This is a genomic window from Drancourtella sp. An12, from assembly GCF_002160935.1.
Classification (GTDB): Bacteria; Bacillota; Clostridia; order Lachnospirales; family Lachnospiraceae; genus Sellimonas; species Sellimonas catena.
This window is the reverse complement of record NZ_NFLO01000003.1, coordinates 87,814-108,634: the sequence shown is the minus strand read 5'-3', so window position 1 is coordinate 108,634 and position 20,821 is coordinate 87,814. Positions and strand designations below refer to the sequence as shown.

The 20,821-nt window shown below is 47.0% G+C and carries 17 protein-coding genes and 1 tRNA gene; 17 read left to right on the top strand and 1 reads right to left on the bottom strand.

The features are described 5' to 3' along the window. Positions 1–98: 98 nt before the first annotated feature. The 11 genes from B5E64_RS04585 (at position 99) to B5E64_RS04535 (ending at position 11,978) form a co-directional block, all read left to right on the top strand. Positions 99–171 (top strand) — tRNA-Thr (locus B5E64_RS04585). A 253-nt stretch (positions 172–424) separates the two neighbouring features. Next, complete coding sequence (locus tag B5E64_RS04580; protein ID WP_087167519.1) at positions 425–1,462, top strand: alcohol dehydrogenase; 1,038 nt, start codon at positions 425–427, stop codon at positions 1,460–1,462. A 96-nt stretch (positions 1,463–1,558) separates the two neighbouring features. Continuing rightward, positions 1,559–3,229 (top strand): glutamine--tRNA ligase/YqeY domain fusion protein, encoded by a 1,671-nt coding sequence (locus tag B5E64_RS04575; RefSeq protein ID WP_087167351.1) that lies wholly within the window; start codon positions 1,559–1,561, stop codon positions 3,227–3,229. A 2-nt stretch (positions 3,230–3,231) separates the two neighbouring features. Then, on the top strand, positions 3,232–4,629 hold the full coding sequence (locus B5E64_RS04570) for a PLP-dependent aminotransferase family protein (RefSeq protein ID WP_087167350.1): 1,398 nt from the start codon (positions 3,232–3,234) through the stop codon (positions 4,627–4,629). A 111-nt stretch (positions 4,630–4,740) separates the two neighbouring features. Next, a complete protein-coding gene (locus B5E64_RS04565) occupies positions 4,741–4,965 on the top strand; it encodes a hypothetical protein (protein WP_087167349.1) in 225 nt (74 codons plus the stop codon). 103 nt (positions 4,966–5,068) lie between these two features. Continuing rightward, positions 5,069–6,814, top strand: a complete 1,746-nt coding sequence (locus B5E64_RS04560; protein ID WP_087167348.1) for a beta-galactosidase family protein — start codon at positions 5,069–5,071, stop codon at positions 6,812–6,814. 119 nt (positions 6,815–6,933) lie between these two features. Further along, positions 6,934–7,668 carry a Sir2 family NAD-dependent protein deacetylase gene (locus tag B5E64_RS04555; protein WP_087167347.1) on the top strand — a complete coding sequence of 245 codons (735 nt, stop codon included), beginning with the start codon at positions 6,934–6,936 and terminating at the stop codon, positions 7,666–7,668. A gap of 137 nt (positions 7,669–7,805) precedes the next feature. Beyond that, entirely contained in the window at positions 7,806–9,590 is a 1,785-nt protein-coding gene (locus B5E64_RS04550) for an ABC-F family ATP-binding cassette domain-containing protein (RefSeq protein WP_087167518.1), read from the top strand. Between the two features lie 113 nt (positions 9,591–9,703). Continuing rightward, positions 9,704–10,243 (top strand): acetolactate synthase small subunit, encoded by a 540-nt coding sequence (ilvN, locus tag B5E64_RS04545; protein WP_087167346.1) that lies wholly within the window; start codon positions 9,704–9,706, stop codon positions 10,241–10,243. A gap of 62 nt (positions 10,244–10,305) precedes the next feature. Next, positions 10,306–11,322: a ketol-acid reductoisomerase gene (ilvC, locus tag B5E64_RS04540; protein WP_087167345.1), complete on the top strand. Its 1,017-nt coding sequence runs from the start codon at positions 10,306–10,308 to the stop codon at positions 11,320–11,322. Between the two features lie 137 nt (positions 11,323–11,459). Then, positions 11,460–11,978 carry a hypothetical protein gene (locus B5E64_RS04535; protein WP_087167344.1) on the top strand — a complete coding sequence of 173 codons (519 nt, stop codon included), beginning with the start codon at positions 11,460–11,462 and terminating at the stop codon, positions 11,976–11,978. 94 nt (positions 11,979–12,072) lie between these two features. Here B5E64_RS04535 and rpsT read toward each other — a convergent pair whose 3' ends face one another. Beyond that, positions 12,073–12,336 (bottom strand): 30S ribosomal protein S20, encoded by a 264-nt coding sequence (rpsT, locus tag B5E64_RS04530; RefSeq protein ID WP_087167343.1) that lies wholly within the window; start codon positions 12,334–12,336, stop codon positions 12,073–12,075. A gap of 175 nt (positions 12,337–12,511) precedes the next feature. Here rpsT and gpr point away from each other — a divergent pair, with 175 nt between their 5' ends. The 6 genes from gpr to B5E64_RS04500 all read left to right on the top strand — a co-directional run bounded on the left by gpr (position 12,512) and on the right by B5E64_RS04500 (position 20,821). Further along, the gene (gpr, locus tag B5E64_RS04525; RefSeq protein WP_087167342.1) at positions 12,512–13,543 is read left to right on the top strand and encodes a GPR endopeptidase; all 1,032 of its coding nucleotides are present in this window, start codon (positions 12,512–12,514) and stop codon (positions 13,541–13,543) included. A gap of 48 nt (positions 13,544–13,591) precedes the next feature. After that, positions 13,592–14,776 carry a stage II sporulation protein P gene (gene spoIIP, locus B5E64_RS04520; protein ID WP_242960087.1) on the top strand — a complete coding sequence of 395 codons (1,185 nt, stop codon included), beginning with the start codon at positions 13,592–13,594 and terminating at the stop codon, positions 14,774–14,776. A 101-nt stretch (positions 14,777–14,877) separates the two neighbouring features. Beyond that, positions 14,878–16,800 carry a DNA gyrase subunit B gene (locus tag B5E64_RS04515; protein ID WP_087167516.1) on the top strand — a complete coding sequence of 641 codons (1,923 nt, stop codon included), beginning with the start codon at positions 14,878–14,880 and terminating at the stop codon, positions 16,798–16,800. A gap of 39 nt (positions 16,801–16,839) precedes the next feature. Then, complete coding sequence (locus tag B5E64_RS04510) at positions 16,840–19,089, top strand: DNA topoisomerase (ATP-hydrolyzing) (protein ID WP_087167341.1); 2,250 nt, start codon at positions 16,840–16,842, stop codon at positions 19,087–19,089. Between the two features lie 139 nt (positions 19,090–19,228). Then, positions 19,229–19,825 (top strand): YitT family protein, encoded by a 597-nt coding sequence (locus B5E64_RS04505; protein ID WP_087167515.1) that lies wholly within the window; start codon positions 19,229–19,231, stop codon positions 19,823–19,825. Between the two features lie 225 nt (positions 19,826–20,050). Beyond that, positions 20,051–20,821, top strand: a complete 771-nt coding sequence (locus B5E64_RS04500; RefSeq protein ID WP_087167340.1) for an ABC transporter ATP-binding protein — start codon at positions 20,051–20,053, stop codon at positions 20,819–20,821.

Here is a 20,821-nt window from a genome sequence, read left to right as displayed (position 1 = left end):
TTCCGGTACAGCACGAAAAGAAGCTGTACCGGAAGGTTTAAAATTTTCTCTTGACATTTCTGATAATTTACGATATAGTAAATGAGCGTGTTAAATATGCTGCCTTGGCTCAGTCGGTAGAGCGTCGCCTTGGTAAGGCGGAGGTCGGCGGTTCAAGTCCGCTAGGCAGCTTAAAAAACTCCTGAGAAATCAGGAGTTTTTTTAATGCCCGCACATATTCCCTCATTTTTGCTGATACGACGTGTTTCCTGAACGTCATAAACTTCAAAATTTTCAAACAGCATTGCAAAATGCCTCCGTTCGATCTGATCTGAAAAAACCGGAAAAAGCAAGAGGAGATTTGAGACTCTTCCGGAGAAATGATATAATTAGAATCAGTGAATAATATAGTATCAGGGAAAAGGAGGCGTTTACGTTGAAAGCAATGGTTTATCAGGGAGAGGGAAGAGCCGCGCTTCTTCAGAAGCCGCGCCCGGTCATCCAGAAGCCAACGGATGCTGTCATCCGGGTGACCCTATCAACGATCTGTTCCAGTGATATTCACATCCTGCATGGTGCGGTTCCAAAAGCGGTGCCGGGTGTGACTCTGGGACATGAATTTGTCGGCATTGTGGAGGAGACCGGACCTGCAGTCAGAAGCGTTTCCGTTGGAGACCGGGTGGCGGTCAATGTAGAGACATTCTGCGGAGAATGCTTTTTCTGCAAAAGAGGATATGTGAATAACTGTACTGATCCGGAGGGTGGATGGTCGCTTGGATGCCGGATCGACGGAGGACAGGCGGAGTACGCAAGGATTCCTTTTGCAGATCAGGGACTTATCAGGATACCGGATGAAGTGTCTGACGAGGAGGCACTGTTCACTGGGGATCTTCTTTCCACCGGATACTGGGCGGCACAGATGGTGGAGATCCGGAAAGAAGATACGGTCGTGGTTATCGGGGCAGGACCTGCGGGACTTTGCACGATGCTCTGCGCAAGACTGTATGAGCCAAAACGGATTATTGCCATTGACTGTATGAAAGAACGCCTTGCCTTCGCGGAAAAATACAAGATGGCGGATCTGACATTTACACCGGACGATATGGATCTTCTGGAACGGGAGATCCGGGCACTGACAGACGGACGCGGGGCTGATGCTGTCGTAGAGGCAGCAGGAGGCACCAACACCTTTGAGATGGCATGGAGACTGGCACGTCCCAATGCAGTGATCGGGCTGGAAGCCATGTACGAAGAACCACAGACACTTCCGCTCCCGGATATGTACGGGAAAAATCTGATCTGGAAATCCGGAGGGGTAGACGCATGCAAATGCAAAGAGATTCTGGAACTGATCCGGGAGGGCAGACTGGATGCCAGACCTTTGATCACCCACACATGCACACTTTCCGAGATCGAAAAGGCATACCGGATCTTCGAAAACCATGAAGACGGCGTGATGAAATACGCAGTCTATACGGAATAGTTTGATGCCGCTCGTTTGCGGTTTTGGCTTGTGGTTGCAGGTGTTTTATGGTAACATAAAAGTTATGAATAAAACCAAACCTATGAGGAGGGCTTTATGGAGACAACAGCAACTGAATCCAGGAATTTTATTGAGCAGGAAATAGAAAAAGATTTGAGGGAAGGAGTGTATGATCATGTCTGCACACGGTTTCCACCGGAGCCGAATGGATATCTGCATATCGGACATGCAAAGTCAATCCTTCTGAATTATGGTCTCGCACAGAAATACAATGGGGAATTCCACATGCGTTTTGATGATACGAACCCGACAAAAGAGCGTATGGAGTTCGTAGATTCTATTAAGGAAGATATCCAGTGGCTCGGCGCGGACTGGGGCGATCATCTCTACTTTGCATCCGATTATTTTGATGTGATGTATGAGTGTGCGGTAAAGCTGATTAAAAAGGGAAAAGCATATGTCTGTGATCTGACTCCGGATGAGATCAGAGAATACAGAGGAACTTTGACAGAGCCTGGCAAGGAGAGTCCGTACCGGAACCGTTCTGTAGAAGAGAACCTGGAATTATTTGAAAATATGAAGAATGGCGTTTACAAAGATGGAGAAAAGGTACTCCGTGCCAGGATAGACATGGTATCCCCGAATATCAATATGAGAGATCCGATCCTGTACCGTGTGGCGCATATGACTCACCACAATACAGGAGACAAATGGTGCATCTATCCGATGTACGATTTCGCGCACCCGATTGAGGATGCGGTTGAGAAGATCACACATTCCATCTGTACACTGGAGTTTGAGGATCACCGCCCGCTTTATGACTGGGTAGTCAGAGAGTGCGAGTTTGATCACGGCCCGAGACAGATTGAGTTTGCAAAGCTTTATCTGACCAATGTCGTGACCGGAAAGCGTTACATTAAAAAGCTGGTAGAAGAAAAGATCGTCGATGGCTGGGATGACCCGAGACTGGTGTCAATCGCTGCCCTCAGAAGAAGAGGATTTACGCCGGAATCCATCCGGATGTTTGTAGAGCTGTGCGGGGTTTCCAAAGCACAGAGCTCTGTAGACTATGCGATGCTTGAGTACTGCATCCGTGAGGATCTGAAGCTGAAACGCCCAAGAATGATGGCAGTACTGGATCCGATCAAACTTGTGATTGACAACTATCCGGAAGGAGAAGTGGAATATCTCGAGGCAGATAACAACCTGGAAAATGAAGCACTTGGAAAACGTATGGTACCGTTTGGCAGAGAGCTTTATATCGAGAGAGAAGATTTCATGGAAGAGCCTCCGAAGAAATACTTCCGTCTGTTCCCGGGCAACGAAGTGCGCCTGATGAATGCGTATTTTGTAAAATGTACCGGATGCGAAAAGGATGAAAACGGTAATGTGACAGTCGTACACTGCACCTATGATCCGGAGACAAAATGCGGCACCGGATTTACCGGCCGGAAAGTCAAAGGAACGATTCACTGGGTGGCAGCGCCGACAGCAGTGAAAGCAACCGTACGTCTTTATGAAAACCTGATTGATGAGGAGAAAGGCGTATACAATAAGGAGGACGGGTCTTTGAACCTGAATCCGAATTCTCTGGAAGTAAGAGAGTGCTATGTAGAGCCGAATTTCCAGGATGCAAAGGCATACGACAGCTTCCAGTTCGTACGCCAGGGATACTTCTGTGTGGATTCCAAAGATTCCAGACCGGATGCACTGGTATTTAACAGAATCGTATCACTCAAGAGCTCCTTTAAACTTCCGAAAAAATAAAAATGAATGAATTGACAATGAATCTGGAACCGCACAGTGCGGTTCCTCTTTATGAACAGATTTATCAGTATATAAAAAATGACATACAGAAAGGGAGGATTTCCGCAGGGGAAAAACTCCCTTCTACCCGTTCTCTGGCCGGCTATCTGGAAGTCAGCAGAAGTACGGTGGAACTTGCCTATGAACAGCTTGTATCGGAAGGTTATATCGAATCGGTACCGTACAAAGGGACATTTGTGCTGGATGTTAAGGAACTGTACCGGCTAAAACCGAAAAAGACAGTTGCAGGAGGACAGCAGGAGAAGAAAAAAGATATCCTGTATGACTTTTCTCCGCACGGGGTAGATCTGAAGCGTTTCCCGTATCAGGTGTGGAGAAAGCTCTCGAAAGATGTGCTGGGGGAGGACAAGTCCGAGCTGTTCCGGATGGGAGATCCGCAGGGGGAATATGGACTGAGAAGAGTCGTCGCCTCCTATCTTTACCAGGCGCGGGGGGTCAACTGTACGCCGGAACAGATCATCATCGGGGCAGGGAACGACTATATGCTTCTTCTGCTCCATACCATTCTCGGACATAATCATAAAGTGGCGTTCGAAAATCCGACTTACCGACAGGCATACCGGATGTTTGAGCGGCTCGGATATCCGGTATGTACCGTGGATATGGACAAATACGGAATGGAAGCCAGTATCCTTCGGGAGACGGATGCGGATATTGCCTATGTCATGCCGTCCCACCAGTATCCCCTTGGAATTGTTATGCCGATCAGGCGGAGAATGGAGCTCCTGGCATGGGCAGATGAAAAAGAAGGGCGTTATCTGATCGAGGATGATTACGACAGTGAATTCCGTTATAAAGGAAAACCGATCCCGGCGCTGAAAGGTTACGATGCGTCGGAGAAGGTGATCTATCTCGGCACTTTTTCCAAATCCATCGCTCCGGCTATCCGTATGAGTTACATGGTACTTCCGGAAAGCCTGATGAAAGTTTATCAGGCGGCCTGCCGGTTTATCAATCCGACCGTATCCAGAGTGGATCAGATGATTCTGCAGAAGTTTATCGAAGACGGTCATTACGAGCGTCACCTCAACCGGATGCGGGCACTTTATAAAGGAAGGCACGATACCTTTCTGAACTGTCTGAAACCATTTGCAGGAAAATGCAGGATTTCCGGAGAACATGCCGGTGTCCACCTGCTTTTGACATTTGAGAACGGACGGTCGGAAGAGGAATTGATCCGGCTTGCAAGGGAGGAAAAAGTGGCGGTCTACGGTCTTTCCTCCTACGATACACAGGGGACCAGAAAAAACCAGGCTTCTGTGCTTCTCGGTTATGCCAATATGGAAGAAGACCAGATTAAAGAAGCAGTGGAAATCCTGAAAAAAGCCTGGCTTTCCTGAGAAAAATCAAATGTGAATTTTTCAAAAAAAGGCTTTCAAAATCGTGGAAAAACGAGTATAATAAGGAGCTGTCTGATAAGAAAAATATGCACATAAGGCAGGAGAAAAACAATGAGAGAGGTATATGTGAATATTGGTTCAGTGGAGAAAGCAAAAGGACTGAATGGAGTTCTGAGAAAACTGGAGGGGGATTTCGATCTGGTTCAGGGGAGAGCCACGATTGATGCGAAATCCTTTTTGGGGATCCTTAGTATGGATTTATCCAAATCTGTCAAGCTGATCATTCATGACAGTGATTCGGTCGACATGACACTTCTGGAAGAATATATGGCATAGTGACAGAGAGGATAAAAGGGAAAAAGAAAGAAGCATCAAACGGGGATGCTTCTTTCTTTTCATAAAGAGAAACCCGGAAACAAATTTAAGCAGGAGATTAAAAATGGAGAACAGAATAGAAATAAAAGATGAGATTTATGTTAACGGAGAAAAACTGCAGATCATTTCAGGAAGTATCCATTATTTCCGGGTAGTTCCGGAATACTGGAGAGACCGTTTGGAAAAATTAAAGGCCATGGGCTGTAATACGGTGGAAACCTATGTGGCGTGGAATGTCCACGAGCCGTACGAAGGGGAGTTTCACTTTGAAGGAGAATATGATCTTTGCAGATTCATGGAACTGGCACAGGAGCTGGGGTTATATGTGATTTTAAGACCGTCTCCGTATATCTGCGCAGAGTGGGAGTTCGGCGGATTCCCGGCATGGCTTTTAACGAAACCGGGAATCCGGCTTCGCTGCAATAACAAAGTATATCTGGACTGCGTAGAGCGTTATTATGACAAACTGATTCCGATGATTGTGCCGTATCAGTTCACAAAGGGCGGTCCGGTACTGATGCTTCAGATCGAGAACGAATATGGTTCTTATGGAAATGATAAAGAATATCTGAACGCATTGAAAACAATGATGGTAGAACGAGGAATTGAAATACCATTTGTGACTTCGGATGGCACAGATGATCATATGCTGGCTGACGGAGGCGTTGAAGATGTCTGGCAGACTGCAAATTTCGGTTCCAAAGGTTCGGAGAGATTTGACGAGTTGGAAAGTGTCATTGGAAATCAGCCGCTGATGTGTATGGAATTCTGGGATGGCTGGTTCGATCACTGGGGACAGGGAGAACATAAAGTTGTAGGTCTTGAGGACCATAGAAAATCCCTGGAGGATATGCTGAATCGGGGACATGTGAACTTCTACATGTTCCATGGTGGAACAAACTTTGGGTTTATGAATGGTTCTAATTATGATGGAAAGCTTCTTCCGGATGTGACATCCTACGATTACGATGCTCCATTAAGCGAGGATGGCCAGATTACAGAGAAGTATCTGGAATTCCAGAAAGTGATTTCCAAATTCCGTGAGATTCCGGAAGTGGAGTTTACAACTCCAATTACAAGAAAATCATATGGAACATTGCAGGTACAGGAAAAAGCAGGACTTTTTGATACGCTGGATACATTAAGTACCCCGGTCAGAGAGGCCATGCCGTTGTCCATGGAGGAACTTGGACAAAATTATGGCTATGTTCTCTACAGAAGTACAATTACCAGAGGAAAAGAGATTCGTTCCTGCGAAATCCGTGGCGGAGCAGACCGTGCAATTCTCTTTGCGGATGGAAAACAGGTAGATATCCGTAATGATTATGAGATGGACAGAACGACTGGATTTGAACTGGAAAATGAACAGGGAAATCTTGATATTCTGATGGAAAATATGGGAAGGGTCAATTACGGACCGGAAATTGAATTACAGAAAAAAGGAATTACCCATGGGGTTCTGGTCAATGGAACGTTCCATATGGGATGGGATATGTATCCGCTTCCGCTTGAGGACATCTCAAAGGTGGATTTCGCAAGAGATTATGAAGAAGGGCTGCCTGCATTCTACAAATTTACATTTGATGCCGGGGAGACGGGAGATACATTCCTTGACGTGACCGGATTCGGAAAAGGATGCGTGTTTGTAAATGGTAAAAACATCGGAAGATTCTGGGAGGCCGGCCCGCAGAGACGTCTTTATATTCCGGGACCGCTGTTGAGAGAAGGAACCAATGAAATCATTCTGTTTGAGACGGACGGAAAATCAGTTGAGACAATCTGTCTCATGGATACACCGGATCTGGGATAAATAAAAAATATAACACAACACAAAAGATGTCCCTTGTCCACGGAAAACCTGCATAGTATAATAAATAAAAAGGGTTTCGGCCCTTGAAAAAGGGCAGAGTCCAAAAGGAGAGGATTGCCATGCAGGAGTTAAACAAGCTGGACACATTGAGGGAGATTATCGACAGAGGGCAGTATATTGTCGCATTATGCGGTTCCGGGATGATGGAAGAGTGCGGAATTTATCCGCTCAAGGATCAGGAACGTGCTTACCGGATTGAGGAAAGGTACGGACGATCTCCGGAATACCTTTACACGGACGCCTTTTTTAATACACGGACAGAAATGTTTTACGATTTTTATAAACACGAGATCCTTGCAGATCTGGAGCCGTCGGCATCTACCTATGCTCTTGCGGCAATGGAGCGGGCAGGAAAGCTGAAATGTATTATTTCAAGCAATATCTATGAGTTAAGTGAACGGAGCGGATGTAAAAACGTGATCAATCTTCATGGAAGTGTTTATCACAATCATTGCCAGAGATGCGGAAAAACATATTCTGTTGATTATATCAGACAGGCAAAGAAAGTTCCGTACTGTGAAGTGTGCGGAGGCGTGATCCGTCCGGATGTGTCGTTTTTTGGAGAGATGCTTGACAGCGAAAAGCTTTCCAGAACACTGGAAGAGATTGAAAAGAGTGATGTACTGCTTCTGCTGGGCACATCGCTTAGTTCGGAAGTATTCCATAACTATATTAAATGCTTTGAGGGAAGCAAGATCGTCTTGATTCACAATGAAGAGACGCTGATGGATGAAAAAGCAGATCTGCTGATTTATGACGAACCGAAAAATATTCTTCCCAAACTTGGCTATTAAAGAATAAAGACTGCTGTGCGATTTCAACAGCAGTCTTTTTCCGTGCATTGACGCAAATGGAAAAATCCCTTATCATATCTGGTAGTATGATCGGATACAGAAAGAATGAAATCGAAGAAGACAGGAGCAGCAAAGAGATGAATATCATAAATATAGAACACATTACAAAACGATTTGGCGATAAGTTTCTTTTTGAAGATGCCTCTTTTGGGGTACAGGAAGGAGACAAAATAGGGATTGTCGGAATTAACGGTACCGGAAAATCCACCCTTCTGAAGATGATTGCCGGAGAGGAGGAGCCGGATGAAGGACAGATTATCCGGCAGAATGGGAAAAAGGCTGCCTATCTTCTGCAGAATCCGGTGTTTTGCGCGGATTCGGATATTGCCGGATATGCACTGGACGGAAATCCGGATACGGACTGGAAGGTGCAGAGCAATCTGACGAAGCTTGGAATTCTGGACTATACGGCAAAGATGGCAGACCTTTCCGGCGGACAGAGGCGAAAGGTGGCGCTGGCGAAAGTGCTGGCCGAAGATGTGGATATTCTGCTTCTGGACGAGCCGACCAACCATCTGGATGAGGGAATGATTATCTGGCTGGAAGACCACCTGAGAAATTACCGGGGTGTTGTACTGATGGTAACCCATGACCGTTATTTTCTGGACCGTGTGACGAACCGGATTCTGGAAGTGGATAATGGAAAAATCTATGGATATGAGGCCGGTTATTCCGGATTTCTGGAACTGAAAGCCCAAAGAGAAGAGATGGAACTTGCATCTGAGAGAAAGCGTAAAAGTGTGCTCCGTATGGAGCTGGAATGGGCAAAGCGGGGATGCCGTGCAAGAAGTACAAAGCAGAGAGCGAGACTGGAACGGCTGGAGGCACTGAAAAACGGAAAAGTGCCGGAGGCGGAAAAGAGTGTGGATGTTGCAAAGATCAGTACCAGGATGGGAAAGAAAACCATCGAACTTCACCATATTTCAAAAGGATATGGGGAGAGGAACCTGATCCGGGATCTGGACTACATTGTTCTGAGAGACCAGAGGCTTGGCATTATCGGACCGAACGGCTGCGGAAAGTCCACACTGCTGAAAATGATGGCGGGGCAGATTGCTCCGGATGAGGGAGAGATTGAAATCGGGGAGACGATCCGGATCGTTTATTTCGCCCAGGAAGTGCCGGATATGGATAACAGTGTCCGGGTGATCGATTATATCAAGGACTTCGGAGAATATGTCCAGACGGAAGAAGGAAAGATCAGCGCATCGGCAATGCTGGAGCGATTCCTTTTCACGCCGGAGATGCAGTACACGCCGGTGGAAAAACTGTCCGGAGGAGAAAAACGCCGCCTTTATCTTCTGAGTGTTCTGATGCAGGGAGCGAATGTCCTTCTGCTTGATGAACCGTCCAATGATCTGGATATTGCAACGGTGACCATTCTGGAAGATTATCTGAATTCTTTTGAGGGGATTGTCGTGGCCGTATCCCATGACCGCTATTTCCTCGATAATGTTGTGGACCGGATTTTCGAACTGGACGGAAACGGGGATGTAACACAGTACGAAGGAGGATACACCGATTATCTGAATGCCAGAGGTGAACAGAGAAAAGAGACGGAAGAGGCGGAGAAATCAAGGAAAAACGAAGCGGGAGACTGGAAGAAGCCCCGTCAGGCAAAACTGAAATTTACTTACAAAGAGCAAAAAGAGTATGAGGGGATTGATGATGAAATATCATCTCTGGAAGCAAAGCTTGAAAAACTGGATCAGGATATGATGGCGAATGCCACCAATTCTATGAAACTGACAGAATTGACCCGGGAAAAAGATAAAACAGAAAAAGAACTGGAAGAAAAAATGGAACGGTGGGTCTATCTCAACGATCTGGCCGAGCGGATTGCAGAACAGAACGCACAGTAAGAAACAGAAAAGAAAAAAGATTTAATGCTTTACTTGACAAAAGGATGATTCATTGTTACAATAAAAAAACAGAACGCACTCTGTTTTTAGAAAAGAAAGTAGAGGTAGGTTGTATGAGAAAGCAGGTTTATTCTTTATTGGTGGATAATACACCGGGAGTGCTGAGCCGTATTGCAGGACTTTTCAGCAGAAGAGGGTTCAGTATTGACAGCATTACGGCAGGTGTGACAGCGGATCCGCGTTTTACAAGGATCACGGTTGTGGCAAGCGGGGATGAGAGGATTCTCTCTCAGATCGAAAAGCAGGTTCGGAAGCTGGAAGATGTACTGGAGATTAAGCTTCTCAATGATGAGGAAGCGGTTTACAGAGAGCTTATTCTTGTAAAGATCAAGGCAGATGCGACGCTTCGGCCGGGTATTATCGCGATCGCGGATGTGTTCCGTGCGAAGATCATCGATGTGGAGAAAGAATCTCTGATTATAGAGCTTACCGGAGCACAGTCTAAACTGGACGCGTTTTTGAATCTGCTTGACGGCTACGAGATTCTAGAACTTGCGCGGACCGGAATCACCGGACTTTCCAGAGGAAATAAAGATATTGCGGATGCAGAGGAGATTCTGAGAAAACGGGCCGAGGAAAACGGTCTGGACTAATCAGCAGCTGAAGGGATGATCCCTTTGACGATTATATCAGAAAATCAGGAGGTAGAGTAACAATGAACAAACCAAAAATCTATTATCAGGAAGACTGTAATTTAGCATTGCTGGAGGGAAAAAAGATTGCCATCATCGGATATGGAAGCCAGGGACATGCACATGCCCTGAACTTAAAAGAATCCGGATGTGATGTTGTAGTCGGACTTTACGAAGGAAGCAAGTCCAAAGCAAAGGCAGAGGCACAGGGACTCAAAGTCATGACAAACCAGGAGGCTGCAAAATGGGCTGATATTATCATGATCCTGATCAACGACGAGTTACAGGCCGACATGTACAAAAAAGACATCGAGCCAAATCTGACAGAAGGTAAGATGCTGATGTTCGCTCATGGATTCGCAATCCACTTTGGACAGATCAAACCACCGGCAGGCGTGGACGTAACTATGATTGCTCCGAAAGCGCCTGGACATACAGTAAGAAGTACATATGTAGACGGACAGGGCGTTCCGGCTCTCGTATGTGTAGAGCAGGATGCATCCGGAAGAGCACTGGATCTGGCACTTGCCTATGGTGCAGCAATCGGATGTGCAAGAGCAGGTCTTCTGACAAGTACATTCCAGATTGAGACAGAGACAGACCTTTTCGGTGAGCAGGCAGTTCTCTGCGGCGGTGTATCTGCACTGATGCAGGCTGGATTTGAAACTCTTGTTGAAGCAGGATATCCGGCAGAAAATGCATACTTTGAATGTATCCATGAGATGAAACTGATCGTTGACCTGATCTATCAGAGCGGTTTCGCAGGAATGAGATACTCTATCTCCAACACAGCAGAATACGGTGATTACATCACAGGACCAAAGATCATCACAGAAGATACAAAGAAAGCAATGAAGAAGATCCTCTCAGACATCCAGGACGGAACATTCGCAAAAGACTGGCTGTTAGAAAACAAGATCGGTGCACCGCACTTCCACGCTATGAGAGCAAAAGGCGCTCAGCATGAGTCAGAAGTAGTTGGAGCAGAATTAAGAAAACTCTACAGCTGGGCTGAAGACGACAAACTGATCAACAACTAATTTTTGATGCACGAATAATGCTATATGGAGAGTCGATATTGGGACACATGTTTCCCGGTATCGGCTTTCTTTTTGCTGTTTCACATGATAAAGACTATATGATACAATGAAAGAAAAGGGAAGAGGGAGTGAAATAGATGAAAAAGTGGAAGTATGAGATCATGGCAGGGACTCTTCTGCTTCTGGTCAGTATCCGGATTTATGAAATCGAAATTGGAACTCTGGTGGGACTTGTGTGCCTTATACGGGGATTGGAAGAGCTCTACCGACAGACGGGAGATCAGAGGTTCCGGTATGCCTGGATTGCAGGAATTGGAACGGCAATGGTTCGGTTTACAGGCACCTATGAGACAGGACCCTGGAGATGGGCGGGGCTCCTGGCGCAGCTGTTTTATCTCGTTATGGCAACATTGGCAGTCTGTGCCGCTGCCAGGGATGATCCGGAGCAGGAGCAGAAATCAAAACGCTTCGCCGTATGGCAGATGTTGTTCCTGATTTATACAGCAGTCTGTGGATTCAGAAGCTTTGTGGGAGATCAGGCTTCGTATGCCTGGATGTTAAGTCTTGTGTTACTGGCAGGAGGCGTGCTGCTGGCAGTGACGCTTGGCATCCTGATCCGAGACTGCAATGTGATCAGAGATGTTCCGGCAGAATAAAAAAACAGAGATACCTTTGAGCAAAGAGAAACAACAAATAAAAAAGACATCCTCTGACGGTTTCAGGATGTCTTTTGCTTTTTGTTTCTATAAATTAAGCGATAGAGTTTACAGCTTTTGTAAGGCGGGAAACTTTTCTTGCGCAAGTGTTTTTGTGGTAAACACCTTTGCTTCCAGCCTTGTTGATCTCAGAGATTGCTACGCTGAGTGCTTCTTTTGCAGCAGCAGCGTCTTTGTTAGCAACAGCTGTCTCAACTTTCTTCACGCAAGTTTTCACTTTAGATTTGATCGCCTTATTTCTTGCAGTTCTTGTCTCAGCAACTAAAATTCTTTTCTTTGCGGATTTAATGTTAGCCATGACCTACACCTCCAACTCTGGTAAATTCATTTCTTGTTCATCGTCAGAGCCGGACACGGAACGATCTGACGAAGCATACTCATTTATTTTATGTCAATAAATAATTTCTGTCAATACATATTTCGGCTTTTTTTTGAGAAACTAGTGTTTAAATGAAAAAAAGCGAGGTTTTATCATGGTTGAGAAGTATAGTATCCGGACCGATCTGGCTTTGGAGGAGAAAGAGCGATTTGAAGAAGAAAATGTGGAAGTTCAGGGCGTCGTTCTGGAAGAGGAGTATGACGAGGAACGGGAAATCAGGACTACGACGGTAAAGATCAAGACAGAGAACGGAGCAAAAACGATGGGAAAGCCTGTTGGAACATATATTACAATGGAGGCACCGAATCTTGCCGTACCGGATGAGGGGTATCACAGGGAAGTTTCTGTAAAGATCGCAGAGTGTGTGGAGAAACTTCTGAAGGGAAAATGGAAAAAAAGAAGCAAGGATGAGGACATTTCGATCCTGATGGTGGGACTGGGGAACCGGGAGGTGACGCCGGACGCTCTGGGACCGTATGTGGCGGACAATCTGAATATTACGAGGCACATTGTCCGGGAATATGGAAAGTACGCGATGGGCGAGGATGAAGTGACCCTGGTAAGCGCTCTTGTCCCGGGGGTAATGGCACAGACCGGCATGGAAACCGCAGAGATCGTCCGTGGCGTTGTGGCAGAGACGAAGCCGGATGTAATCCTTGTGGTGGATGCGCTGGCGGCCAGAAATTCCAAACGTCTGAACCGGACAATCCAGATTGCGGATACGGGGATCAGTCCGGGCTCCGGCGTCGGAAACCACCGCAATGCCATTACCGAAGACAGTATCGGTATCCCGGTGATTGCCATCGGTGTACCAACGGTTGTGGACGCTGCTACCATCGTAAATGATGCGATGGAAAACCTGATGAAAGAGATGGAACATTCCGAGGCGCTCAAGGGAGTCGGTGTGGTGCTGCAGGGGTATCATGCGGCCGAGAAATATGAATTGGTCAGACAGCTGATTTCCCCTCATCTCAACGGTATGTTTGTCACGCCAAAAGACATCGATGATACGGTAAAGCGGATCAGCTTCACCATATCGGAGGGCCTGAATCTGTTATTCTCCAGGAATGAGGAGAGCGGCGAAATGACAGGACAGGCACATAATCACGAAGAAAAAGGCATATAGTGTTAAGACATGAAAATCCTGATATGGTAAGAAAGTAGAGTGAGGCATTTGAGTGGAAACATACACCTTAGGCATCTCCTGATCGGAGGTGTGGTGAGTGTGCTTGGCGGATATATTATTCTGGGAGGTTATGAAAGTTCGGCAGAGTTTATCCGGGCAGAAATCGGGAGGACTATTCAAAAAGGGGCGGAGGCAATGTATTTCCCCGCCCTTGTCCGGGTGAACGATCAGCCGGAAGGAACGGTCGGTGAGTGGGTGGCCAGGCAGGCGATGCAGATGACGCCCCTCGGAAACTATGTAAAAGCGAATGAAGTAAGCGAGACGGAAATCGAGGACTCGGAAACGTATGAGATGCTTTTGAAAAAGGAGGCGGAAGATGAGAACGTGGTAGATGAAAATGGAAAGCTGATTGAACAGAATCAGGATACCACGACGGAAAAACCTCATGAAACGCAGATTCAGGGGACCATCGACCGGGAGAAGCTGAAGGACTATGAGTATCTGACCAGTCATTTTTATACGATTGACAGTACGACGATGACCAGCCCGGAAGAGTTGAATGCGGAAACGCTGCTTGCGAAAAACATGAAATTTGAGAATAAGGACAACGGGCCGAAAATTCTGATCTATCACACGCACTCGCAGGAAACGTTTGTAGATTCGGTTCCGGGGGATGATTCCACTTCCATCGTGGGAATCGGAGATTACCTGACGGATCTTCTGAACAATACTTACCATATTCCGACGATCCACGACCGGGGTGTCTACGATATCATCAATGGGAAACTGGACCGAAGCGAAGCCTATGAGCTCTCCGGAGCCGCGGCGGAAAAGATTCTGGCTGAAAATCCATCCATCGAGGTGGTCATTGACCTACATAGAGACGGAGTTGCCGAAACGACCCACCTGGTGACGGAAGTGAATGGAAAGCAGACGGCAAAGATCATGTTCTTCAACGGCCTGTGCCGGACGAGGGCAAACGGAGATATCCAGTATTTCAACAATCCGTATATTCAGGATAACCTGGCGTTCTCCCTTCAGATGAAGCTGGATGCCGATGAGCATTATCCGGGATTTACGAGAAATATCTATCTGAAAGGATACCGCTATAATATGCAGCTTGTCCCGAAGATGCTTCTCGTGGAAGCGGGAGCCCAGACGAACACGGTGCAGGAGATGAAAAATGCCATGGAGCCGCTGGCAGAGTCCTTAAACCGTGTGCTGAACGGGTAAAATTTAATTTCTTGAATCGTATGTTCGATTGTGGTAAACTGTTGAAAGTAATGGATTTTTTGAAAGATACGAATAATCAGAAGGAAGAAAGGAAGAATACGATGGCGAAACATACGACATACGATGCGGACAGTATCGCGGTACTGGAAGGTCTGGAGGCAGTCCGGAAGCGTCCCGGCATGTATATCGGAAGTGTAGGTACAAAGGGGCTGAATCATCTGGTATACGAGATCGTGGACAATTCCGTGGATGAACATCTGGCCGGATTTTGCATGAATATAGAAGTGACGCTGGAAAAAGACGGCTCCGCAACAGTCTCCGATGACGGGCGCGGCGTGCCGGTTGGAATGCATCAAAAAGGCGTATCGGCGGCGCGTATTGTCTATACAACACTGCACGCAGGGGGAAAGTTTGACGATTCTGTCTACAAGACAAGCGGCGGGCTCCACGGTGTGGGCTCTTCCGTAGTCAATGCCCTTTCCGAATATATGGATGTGAAGATCAGCCGTGACGGGGCCATTCACCATGACCGATATGAGCGGGGAATTCCGGTGGTGGAACTGGAAAACGGGCTTCTTCCGGTGATCGGAAAGACGAAAAAGACAGGGACGACCATTAATTTTCTCCCGGACGGCGAGATTTTTGAAAAGACAAGATTCCGGGAGGAGGAGATCAAGAGCAGGCTTCACGAGACTGCATATCTGAATCCGGAACTGACGATTCATTTTACAGATAAGAGAAAAGAGCCGGAAGAGCAGATTACCTACCATGAGCCGGACGGACTGATCGGGTTTATCAAGGATCTGAATTCCAAGAGCGAGCCGGTTCACGACCCGGTCTACTTCAAAGGGGAGGCCGAGGGCATCGAGGTGGAGGCGGTTTTTCAGTATGTCAATGAGTTTCATGAGAACATTCTTGGATTCTGCAACAATATCTATAATGCAGAAGGAGGAACTCATCTGACAGGCTTTAAGTCCACCTTTACGACAGTGATGAACCAGTACGCAAGGGAGCTTGGAATTCTGAAGGACAAGGATGCCAACTTTACCGGCGCGGACATCCGGAACGGGATGACGGCGATTGTCTCTGTCAAGCACCCGGATCCTAGATTTGAGGGGCAGACAAAGACGAAACTGGACAACCAGGATGCAGCCAAGGCCACAAGCAAGGTGACAAACGATGAAATCGTGCGTTACTTTGACCGGAATCTGGATGTCTTAAAGAAAGTGCTGTCCTGTGCGGAGAAGGCGGCAAAGATCCGGAAAACGGAGGAAAAGGCAAAGACAAACCTGCTGACAAAGCAGAAGTATTCTTTTGACAGCAACGGAAAACTCGCAAACTGCGAATGCAGGGATCCGAAAAAATGTGAGATCTTTATCGTGGAGGGAGACTCCGCAGGCGGTTCTGCCAAGACGGCGAGAGACCGGATGTACCAGGCGATCCTTCCGATCCGCGGAAAGATTTTAAATGTAGAGAAGGCAAGTATCGATAAAGTGCTGGCAAACGCGGAGATCAAGACAATGATCAATGCCTTTGGCTGCGGATTTTCCGAAGGATACGGAAATGATTTTGATATCAGCAGGCTGCGGTACGATAAGATTATCATCATGGCCGATGCGGACGTGGACGGAGCGCATATTTCCACGTTGCTCCTGACCTTGTTTTACCGCTTTATGCCGGAGCTTATTTTTGAGGGACATGTCTATATTGCCATGCCGCCTCTTTATAAGGCCATGCCAAAAAGCGGCAAGGAGGAATACCTCTACGATGACCGGGCTCTGGAAGAGTACCGGAAGAAGCACAAAGGGCCGTTCACGCTCCAGAGATACAAAGGTCTGGGAGAGATGGATGCCCAGCAGCTCTGGGAGACGACACTGGATCCGAAGACCCGGATTTTAAAACAGGTGGAGATCGAAGACGCCCGGATGGCTTCCAGCGTGACAGAGATGCTGATGGGTACCGAAGTACCGCCGAGACGGACGTTTATCTACGAGAATGCCAGAGAGGCAGAGCTGGATATTTAGCAGGAAACGGACAGTTACCATTAGAAATGAGGAAGATACATGAGTCAGAATGAAAGTGAACAGATCATCCGGACCGAATATTCGGATGTCATGAAAAAATCATATATTGATTATGCGATGAGCGTCATCGTTTCCCGTGCCCTGCCGGACGTCAGGGACGGCCTGAAGCCGGTCCAGAGACGTACCCTTTATGATATGTACGAACTGGGAATCCGGTATGACAGACCGTACAGAAAGTGCGCGCGTATTGTCGGGGACACGATGGGTAAATACCATCCTCACGGCGACAGTTCCATTTATGAGGCTCTTGTCGTGATGGCACAGGATTTCAAAAAGGGCATGGTGATGGTGGACGGCCACGGAAACTTCGGTTCCATCGAAGGGGACGGGGCTGCGGCCATGCGTTACACCGAGGCAAGACTTGCGAAGGTGACCCAGGAAGCGTTTCTTGCGGATCTGGACAAGGACATTGTCAACTTCGTTCCGAACTTTGACGAGACGGAAAAAGAGCCGGAAGTTCTTCCGGTCCGTTTCCCGAATCTTCTTGTCAATGGAGCGGAAGGAATCGCAGTCGGTATGGCGACAAGCATCCCGACCCACAATCTGGGGGAAGTCATCGACGCGGTGAAAGCATACATGAAGAACAATGCCATCAGCACCAGGCAGCTGATGAAATATCTGAAAGGCCCGGATTTCCCGACGGGCGGCATCGTGGTCAATCAGGACGACCTGCTGCAGATCTACGAGACCGGAAGCGGGAAGATCAAGCTGCGTGGAAAAGTGGAGATTGAAGACCTAAAAGGCGGGAAAAAGCGTCTTGTCATCACGGAGATTCCATACACGATGATCGGAAGCGGAATCGGTAAATTTTTAAATGATGTCTGCGCCCTTGTGGAGACGAAGAAGACATCGGACATTGTGGATATTTCCAACCAGTCCTCCAAAGAGGGAATCCGTATCGTCATCGACCTGAAAAAGGATGCCGATGTGGAAAATCTGACGAACATGCTTTACAAGAAGACGAAACTGGAGGATACGTTCGGCGTCAACATGCTGGCGGTGGCGGACGGAAAGCCGGAGACGATGGGGCTGAAAAAGATCATTGAATATCATGTGGATTTTCAGTTCGAGATTACTACAAGGAAATACCGGACACTGCTTGCAAAAGAGCAGGAAAAACGTGAGGTACAGGAAGGTCTCATCAAGGCCTGTGATGTGATTGACCTGATTATCGAGATCCTGCGGGGAAGCCGTTCGGTCAAGGACGCCAGGGCCTGTCTGATGTACGGAATCACCGATGAGATTACATTTAAAAGCAAAACTTCAGAGAAGATGGCAAAGCTTCTTTCCTTTACAGAGCGGCAGGCAACGGCCATTCTGGAGATGCGTCTCTACCGGCTGATCGGTCTGGAGATCGAAGCGCTTCAGAAAGAGCATGAAGAAACAATCCGTAAGATCGAGCGTTATGAGAAGATCTTAAATGACTACGATGAAATGTCGGCTGTCATCATTGATGATCTGAATAAGCTGAAGAAAGAATATGCGGTGAAGCGCCGCACCCTCCTTGAAAATGCAGAGGAAGCAGTTTACGAGGAGAAAAAGATCGAGGAGCAGGAAGTGATCTGTCTGGTGGACCGTTTCGGATATGCAAGGACGGTGGATCCGTCTGTTTACGAGCGGAACCAGGAGGCGGCGGACGCAGAAAGCCGCTATATTATCCGCTGCATGAATACCGGAAAGCTCTGTCTGTTTACTGCTGAAGGACGGATGCACCAGATCAAGGTACTGGATATCCCGCATGGCAAATTCCGGGACAAGGGACTGCCGGTGGACAATATCAGTAATTATGACAGCACAGGGGAACATATCGTTGCCTTGATGAATGAAGCGGATCTGGAAGGAGAATTCCTTCTGTTTGCTACAAAGGACGGACTTGTCAAACGGGTGGCAGGATCGGAATTCCTTGTTTCCAAGCGGACAACCGCGGCGACCAAGCTTCAGGAAGGTGATGAAGTACGAGCTGTGCTTCCGATGAACGGGCAGGATTTTGCCGTGCTTCAGACAGAAAACGGCTACTTCCTCAAATTCCCGGCGGAAGATGTATCCGAGAAGAAAAAGGGAGCCCTCGGAATCCGGGGAATCAGGCTTCAGAAGAAGGACGCTGTGGAAAGCGCCTATGTTTTTGCAGAAGGAACTGAGACCAAAGCAGTATATAAGGAAAAAGAAATTTCGCTGAACCGTCTGAAAACAGGAAAGCGTGACACGTCGGGCGTAAAGCAGAGAGCATAAAAAAGACCTCCTTTTTGTGAAAATGTCTTGACTCTGGGATAGTACCAGAGTTTAAGATAAACATAAAGGAGGTTTTATGATGTTGAAGAATAAGATGAGATGAACAGTACAAAGACTGGTTGAGGGAATTACGGTGCCGATGTTGTTATGGATTGCCGTGGGAGCGGCAATCTGTACCTTCGGTATCCACAATATTCATTCACAGACCGGGATTACTGAAGGAGGTGTCATTGGCATGACACTGTTTGCAAACAAATGGTTTCATATTCCAAAAGGACTTGTAACCCCGATCCTTGATCTGAGCTGCTACCTTCTGGCATTCCGGTTTCTTGGAGGAAAGTTTATCAGGATTTCCGTGATTTCCACCTTATTTGTGTCTCTGTTTTATGATCTGTGGGAACAGTTTCCCTACATGCTGCCGGATCTGTCGGATTATCCGCTTGCGGCGGCGCTTCTGGGAGGTGTTTTTGTAGGAATCGGTGTCGGCCTGATTGTACGTCAGGGCGGATCAAGCGGCGGAGACGATGCACTTGCCCTTTCCATTTCCAGAGGAACCGGGTGGAGACTTTCCAGAGCCTATCTTTTTACGGATCTGGTAGTACTGGGACTTTCCCTTTCTTATATTCCGGTCATCCGGATTGCGTTTTCCGTGGTGACAGTGATGCTTTCATCACTTTTAATTGACTTTGTACAGAATTTTAGAAGACAACCCGAACCTGAGACGGCGGGCGAATAAAACCACTCCAATAAACATTGGGGACGTGTTCCGGTGAAAAGGAACCCGTCCCCAATGTTTTTTTGTTAAATGAATTTTACATTTCCTGAAAAGACAGTAACGTGATTTTTGCAAAAGCTTTACGCAGGCCGGATGGAACAAAAAAACGTAAAGAGTTATAGTGCTATAAGATGAAAAAAACGATGAAATGTAGAAAATCTGGATAAAAGAAAGGGGCATTTGTACATGCTGGAATTAAAGCATATCAAAAAATCATTTGACGGAGTGAATGTTTTAAAAAACATCAATCTGCAGATCGAGGATGGCGAGATTGTATCGATTCTCGGACCGTCCGGATGCGGGAAAACAACACTTTTAAATATCATCCTCGGACTGACACAGGCAGATGCCGGTGAACTGATTTTTCAGGGTGAAGATATTTTAAATGTACCAATGGAAGAGAGAGGATTCAATATTGTATTCCAGGATTATGCGCTCTTCCCGAATCTGAATGTGAAACAGAATGTTACATACGGCCTTCGCAATAACAAAAACATTGTAACGGTGGAGGAAGTCAATGGACTGATCAATCTTCTGGGACTGAAGGACCATCTGGATAAGAAGATCGAACAGCTTTCCGGCGGACAAAAACAGAGAGTGGCTCTTGCGAGAACCATGGTAATGAAGCCGAAGATCCTGCTTCTTGACGAGCCGTTGAGTGCTTTGGATGGCGTGATCAAAGAATCCATCAAAGACAAGATCAAGGAGATTGCAAGAGAATATCATCTGACAACCATTATAGTCACACATGATCCGGAGGAAGCGCTCACCCTTTCCGACAAGGTTGTCATCATGAATCAGGGAACGATCGCCCAGTACGGAAGACCGGAAGATATTATCAATACACCGGAAGAAGATTTCGTAAAGAACTTCATTTTAAGACAGCTCGAAATCAAGAGAAACAACATCATGATGCTGTTCAGTGAATCAGAAGCAAAGAGATTTCAGGTGGTGTAA

What these genes read in the sequence shown, in the direction of transcription:
- B5E64_RS04535 (WP_087167344.1), top strand. Translation starts at nt 11,460, where the DNA reads ATGAAAAAGTGGAAGTATGAGATCATGGCAGGGACTCTTCTGCTTCTG.
- B5E64_RS04570 (WP_087167350.1), top strand. Translation starts at nt 3,232, where the DNA reads ATGAATGAATTGACAATGAATCTGGAACCGCACAGTGCGGTTCCTCTT.
- B5E64_RS04565 (WP_087167349.1), top strand. Translation starts at nt 4,741, where the DNA reads ATGAGAGAGGTATATGTGAATATTGGTTCAGTGGAGAAAGCAAAAGGA.
- gpr (WP_087167342.1), top strand. Translation starts at nt 12,512, where the DNA reads ATGGTTGAGAAGTATAGTATCCGGACCGATCTGGCTTTGGAGGAGAAA.
- B5E64_RS04560 (WP_087167348.1), top strand. Translation starts at nt 5,069, where the DNA reads ATGGAGAACAGAATAGAAATAAAAGATGAGATTTATGTTAACGGAGAA.
- rpsT (WP_087167343.1), bottom strand. Translation starts at nt 12,336, where the DNA reads ATGGCTAACATTAAATCCGCAAAGAAAAGAATTTTAGTTGCTGAGACA.
- B5E64_RS04575 (WP_087167351.1), top strand. Translation starts at nt 1,559, where the DNA reads ATGGAGACAACAGCAACTGAATCCAGGAATTTTATTGAGCAGGAAATA.
- ilvN (WP_087167346.1), top strand. Translation starts at nt 9,704, where the DNA reads ATGAGAAAGCAGGTTTATTCTTTATTGGTGGATAATACACCGGGAGTG.
- B5E64_RS04515 (WP_087167516.1), top strand. Translation starts at nt 14,878, where the DNA reads ATGGCGAAACATACGACATACGATGCGGACAGTATCGCGGTACTGGAA.
- B5E64_RS04555 (WP_087167347.1), top strand. Translation starts at nt 6,934, where the DNA reads ATGCAGGAGTTAAACAAGCTGGACACATTGAGGGAGATTATCGACAGA.
- B5E64_RS04500 (WP_087167340.1), top strand. Translation starts at nt 20,051, where the DNA reads ATGCTGGAATTAAAGCATATCAAAAAATCATTTGACGGAGTGAATGTT.
- ilvC (WP_087167345.1), top strand. Translation starts at nt 10,306, where the DNA reads ATGAACAAACCAAAAATCTATTATCAGGAAGACTGTAATTTAGCATTG.
- B5E64_RS04505 (WP_087167515.1), top strand. Translation starts at nt 19,229, where the DNA reads ATGTTGTTATGGATTGCCGTGGGAGCGGCAATCTGTACCTTCGGTATC.
- B5E64_RS04550 (WP_087167518.1), top strand. Translation starts at nt 7,806, where the DNA reads ATGAATATCATAAATATAGAACACATTACAAAACGATTTGGCGATAAG.
- B5E64_RS04580 (WP_087167519.1), top strand. Translation starts at nt 425, where the DNA reads ATGGTTTATCAGGGAGAGGGAAGAGCCGCGCTTCTTCAGAAGCCGCGC.
- B5E64_RS04510 (WP_087167341.1), top strand. Translation starts at nt 16,840, where the DNA reads ATGAGTCAGAATGAAAGTGAACAGATCATCCGGACCGAATATTCGGAT.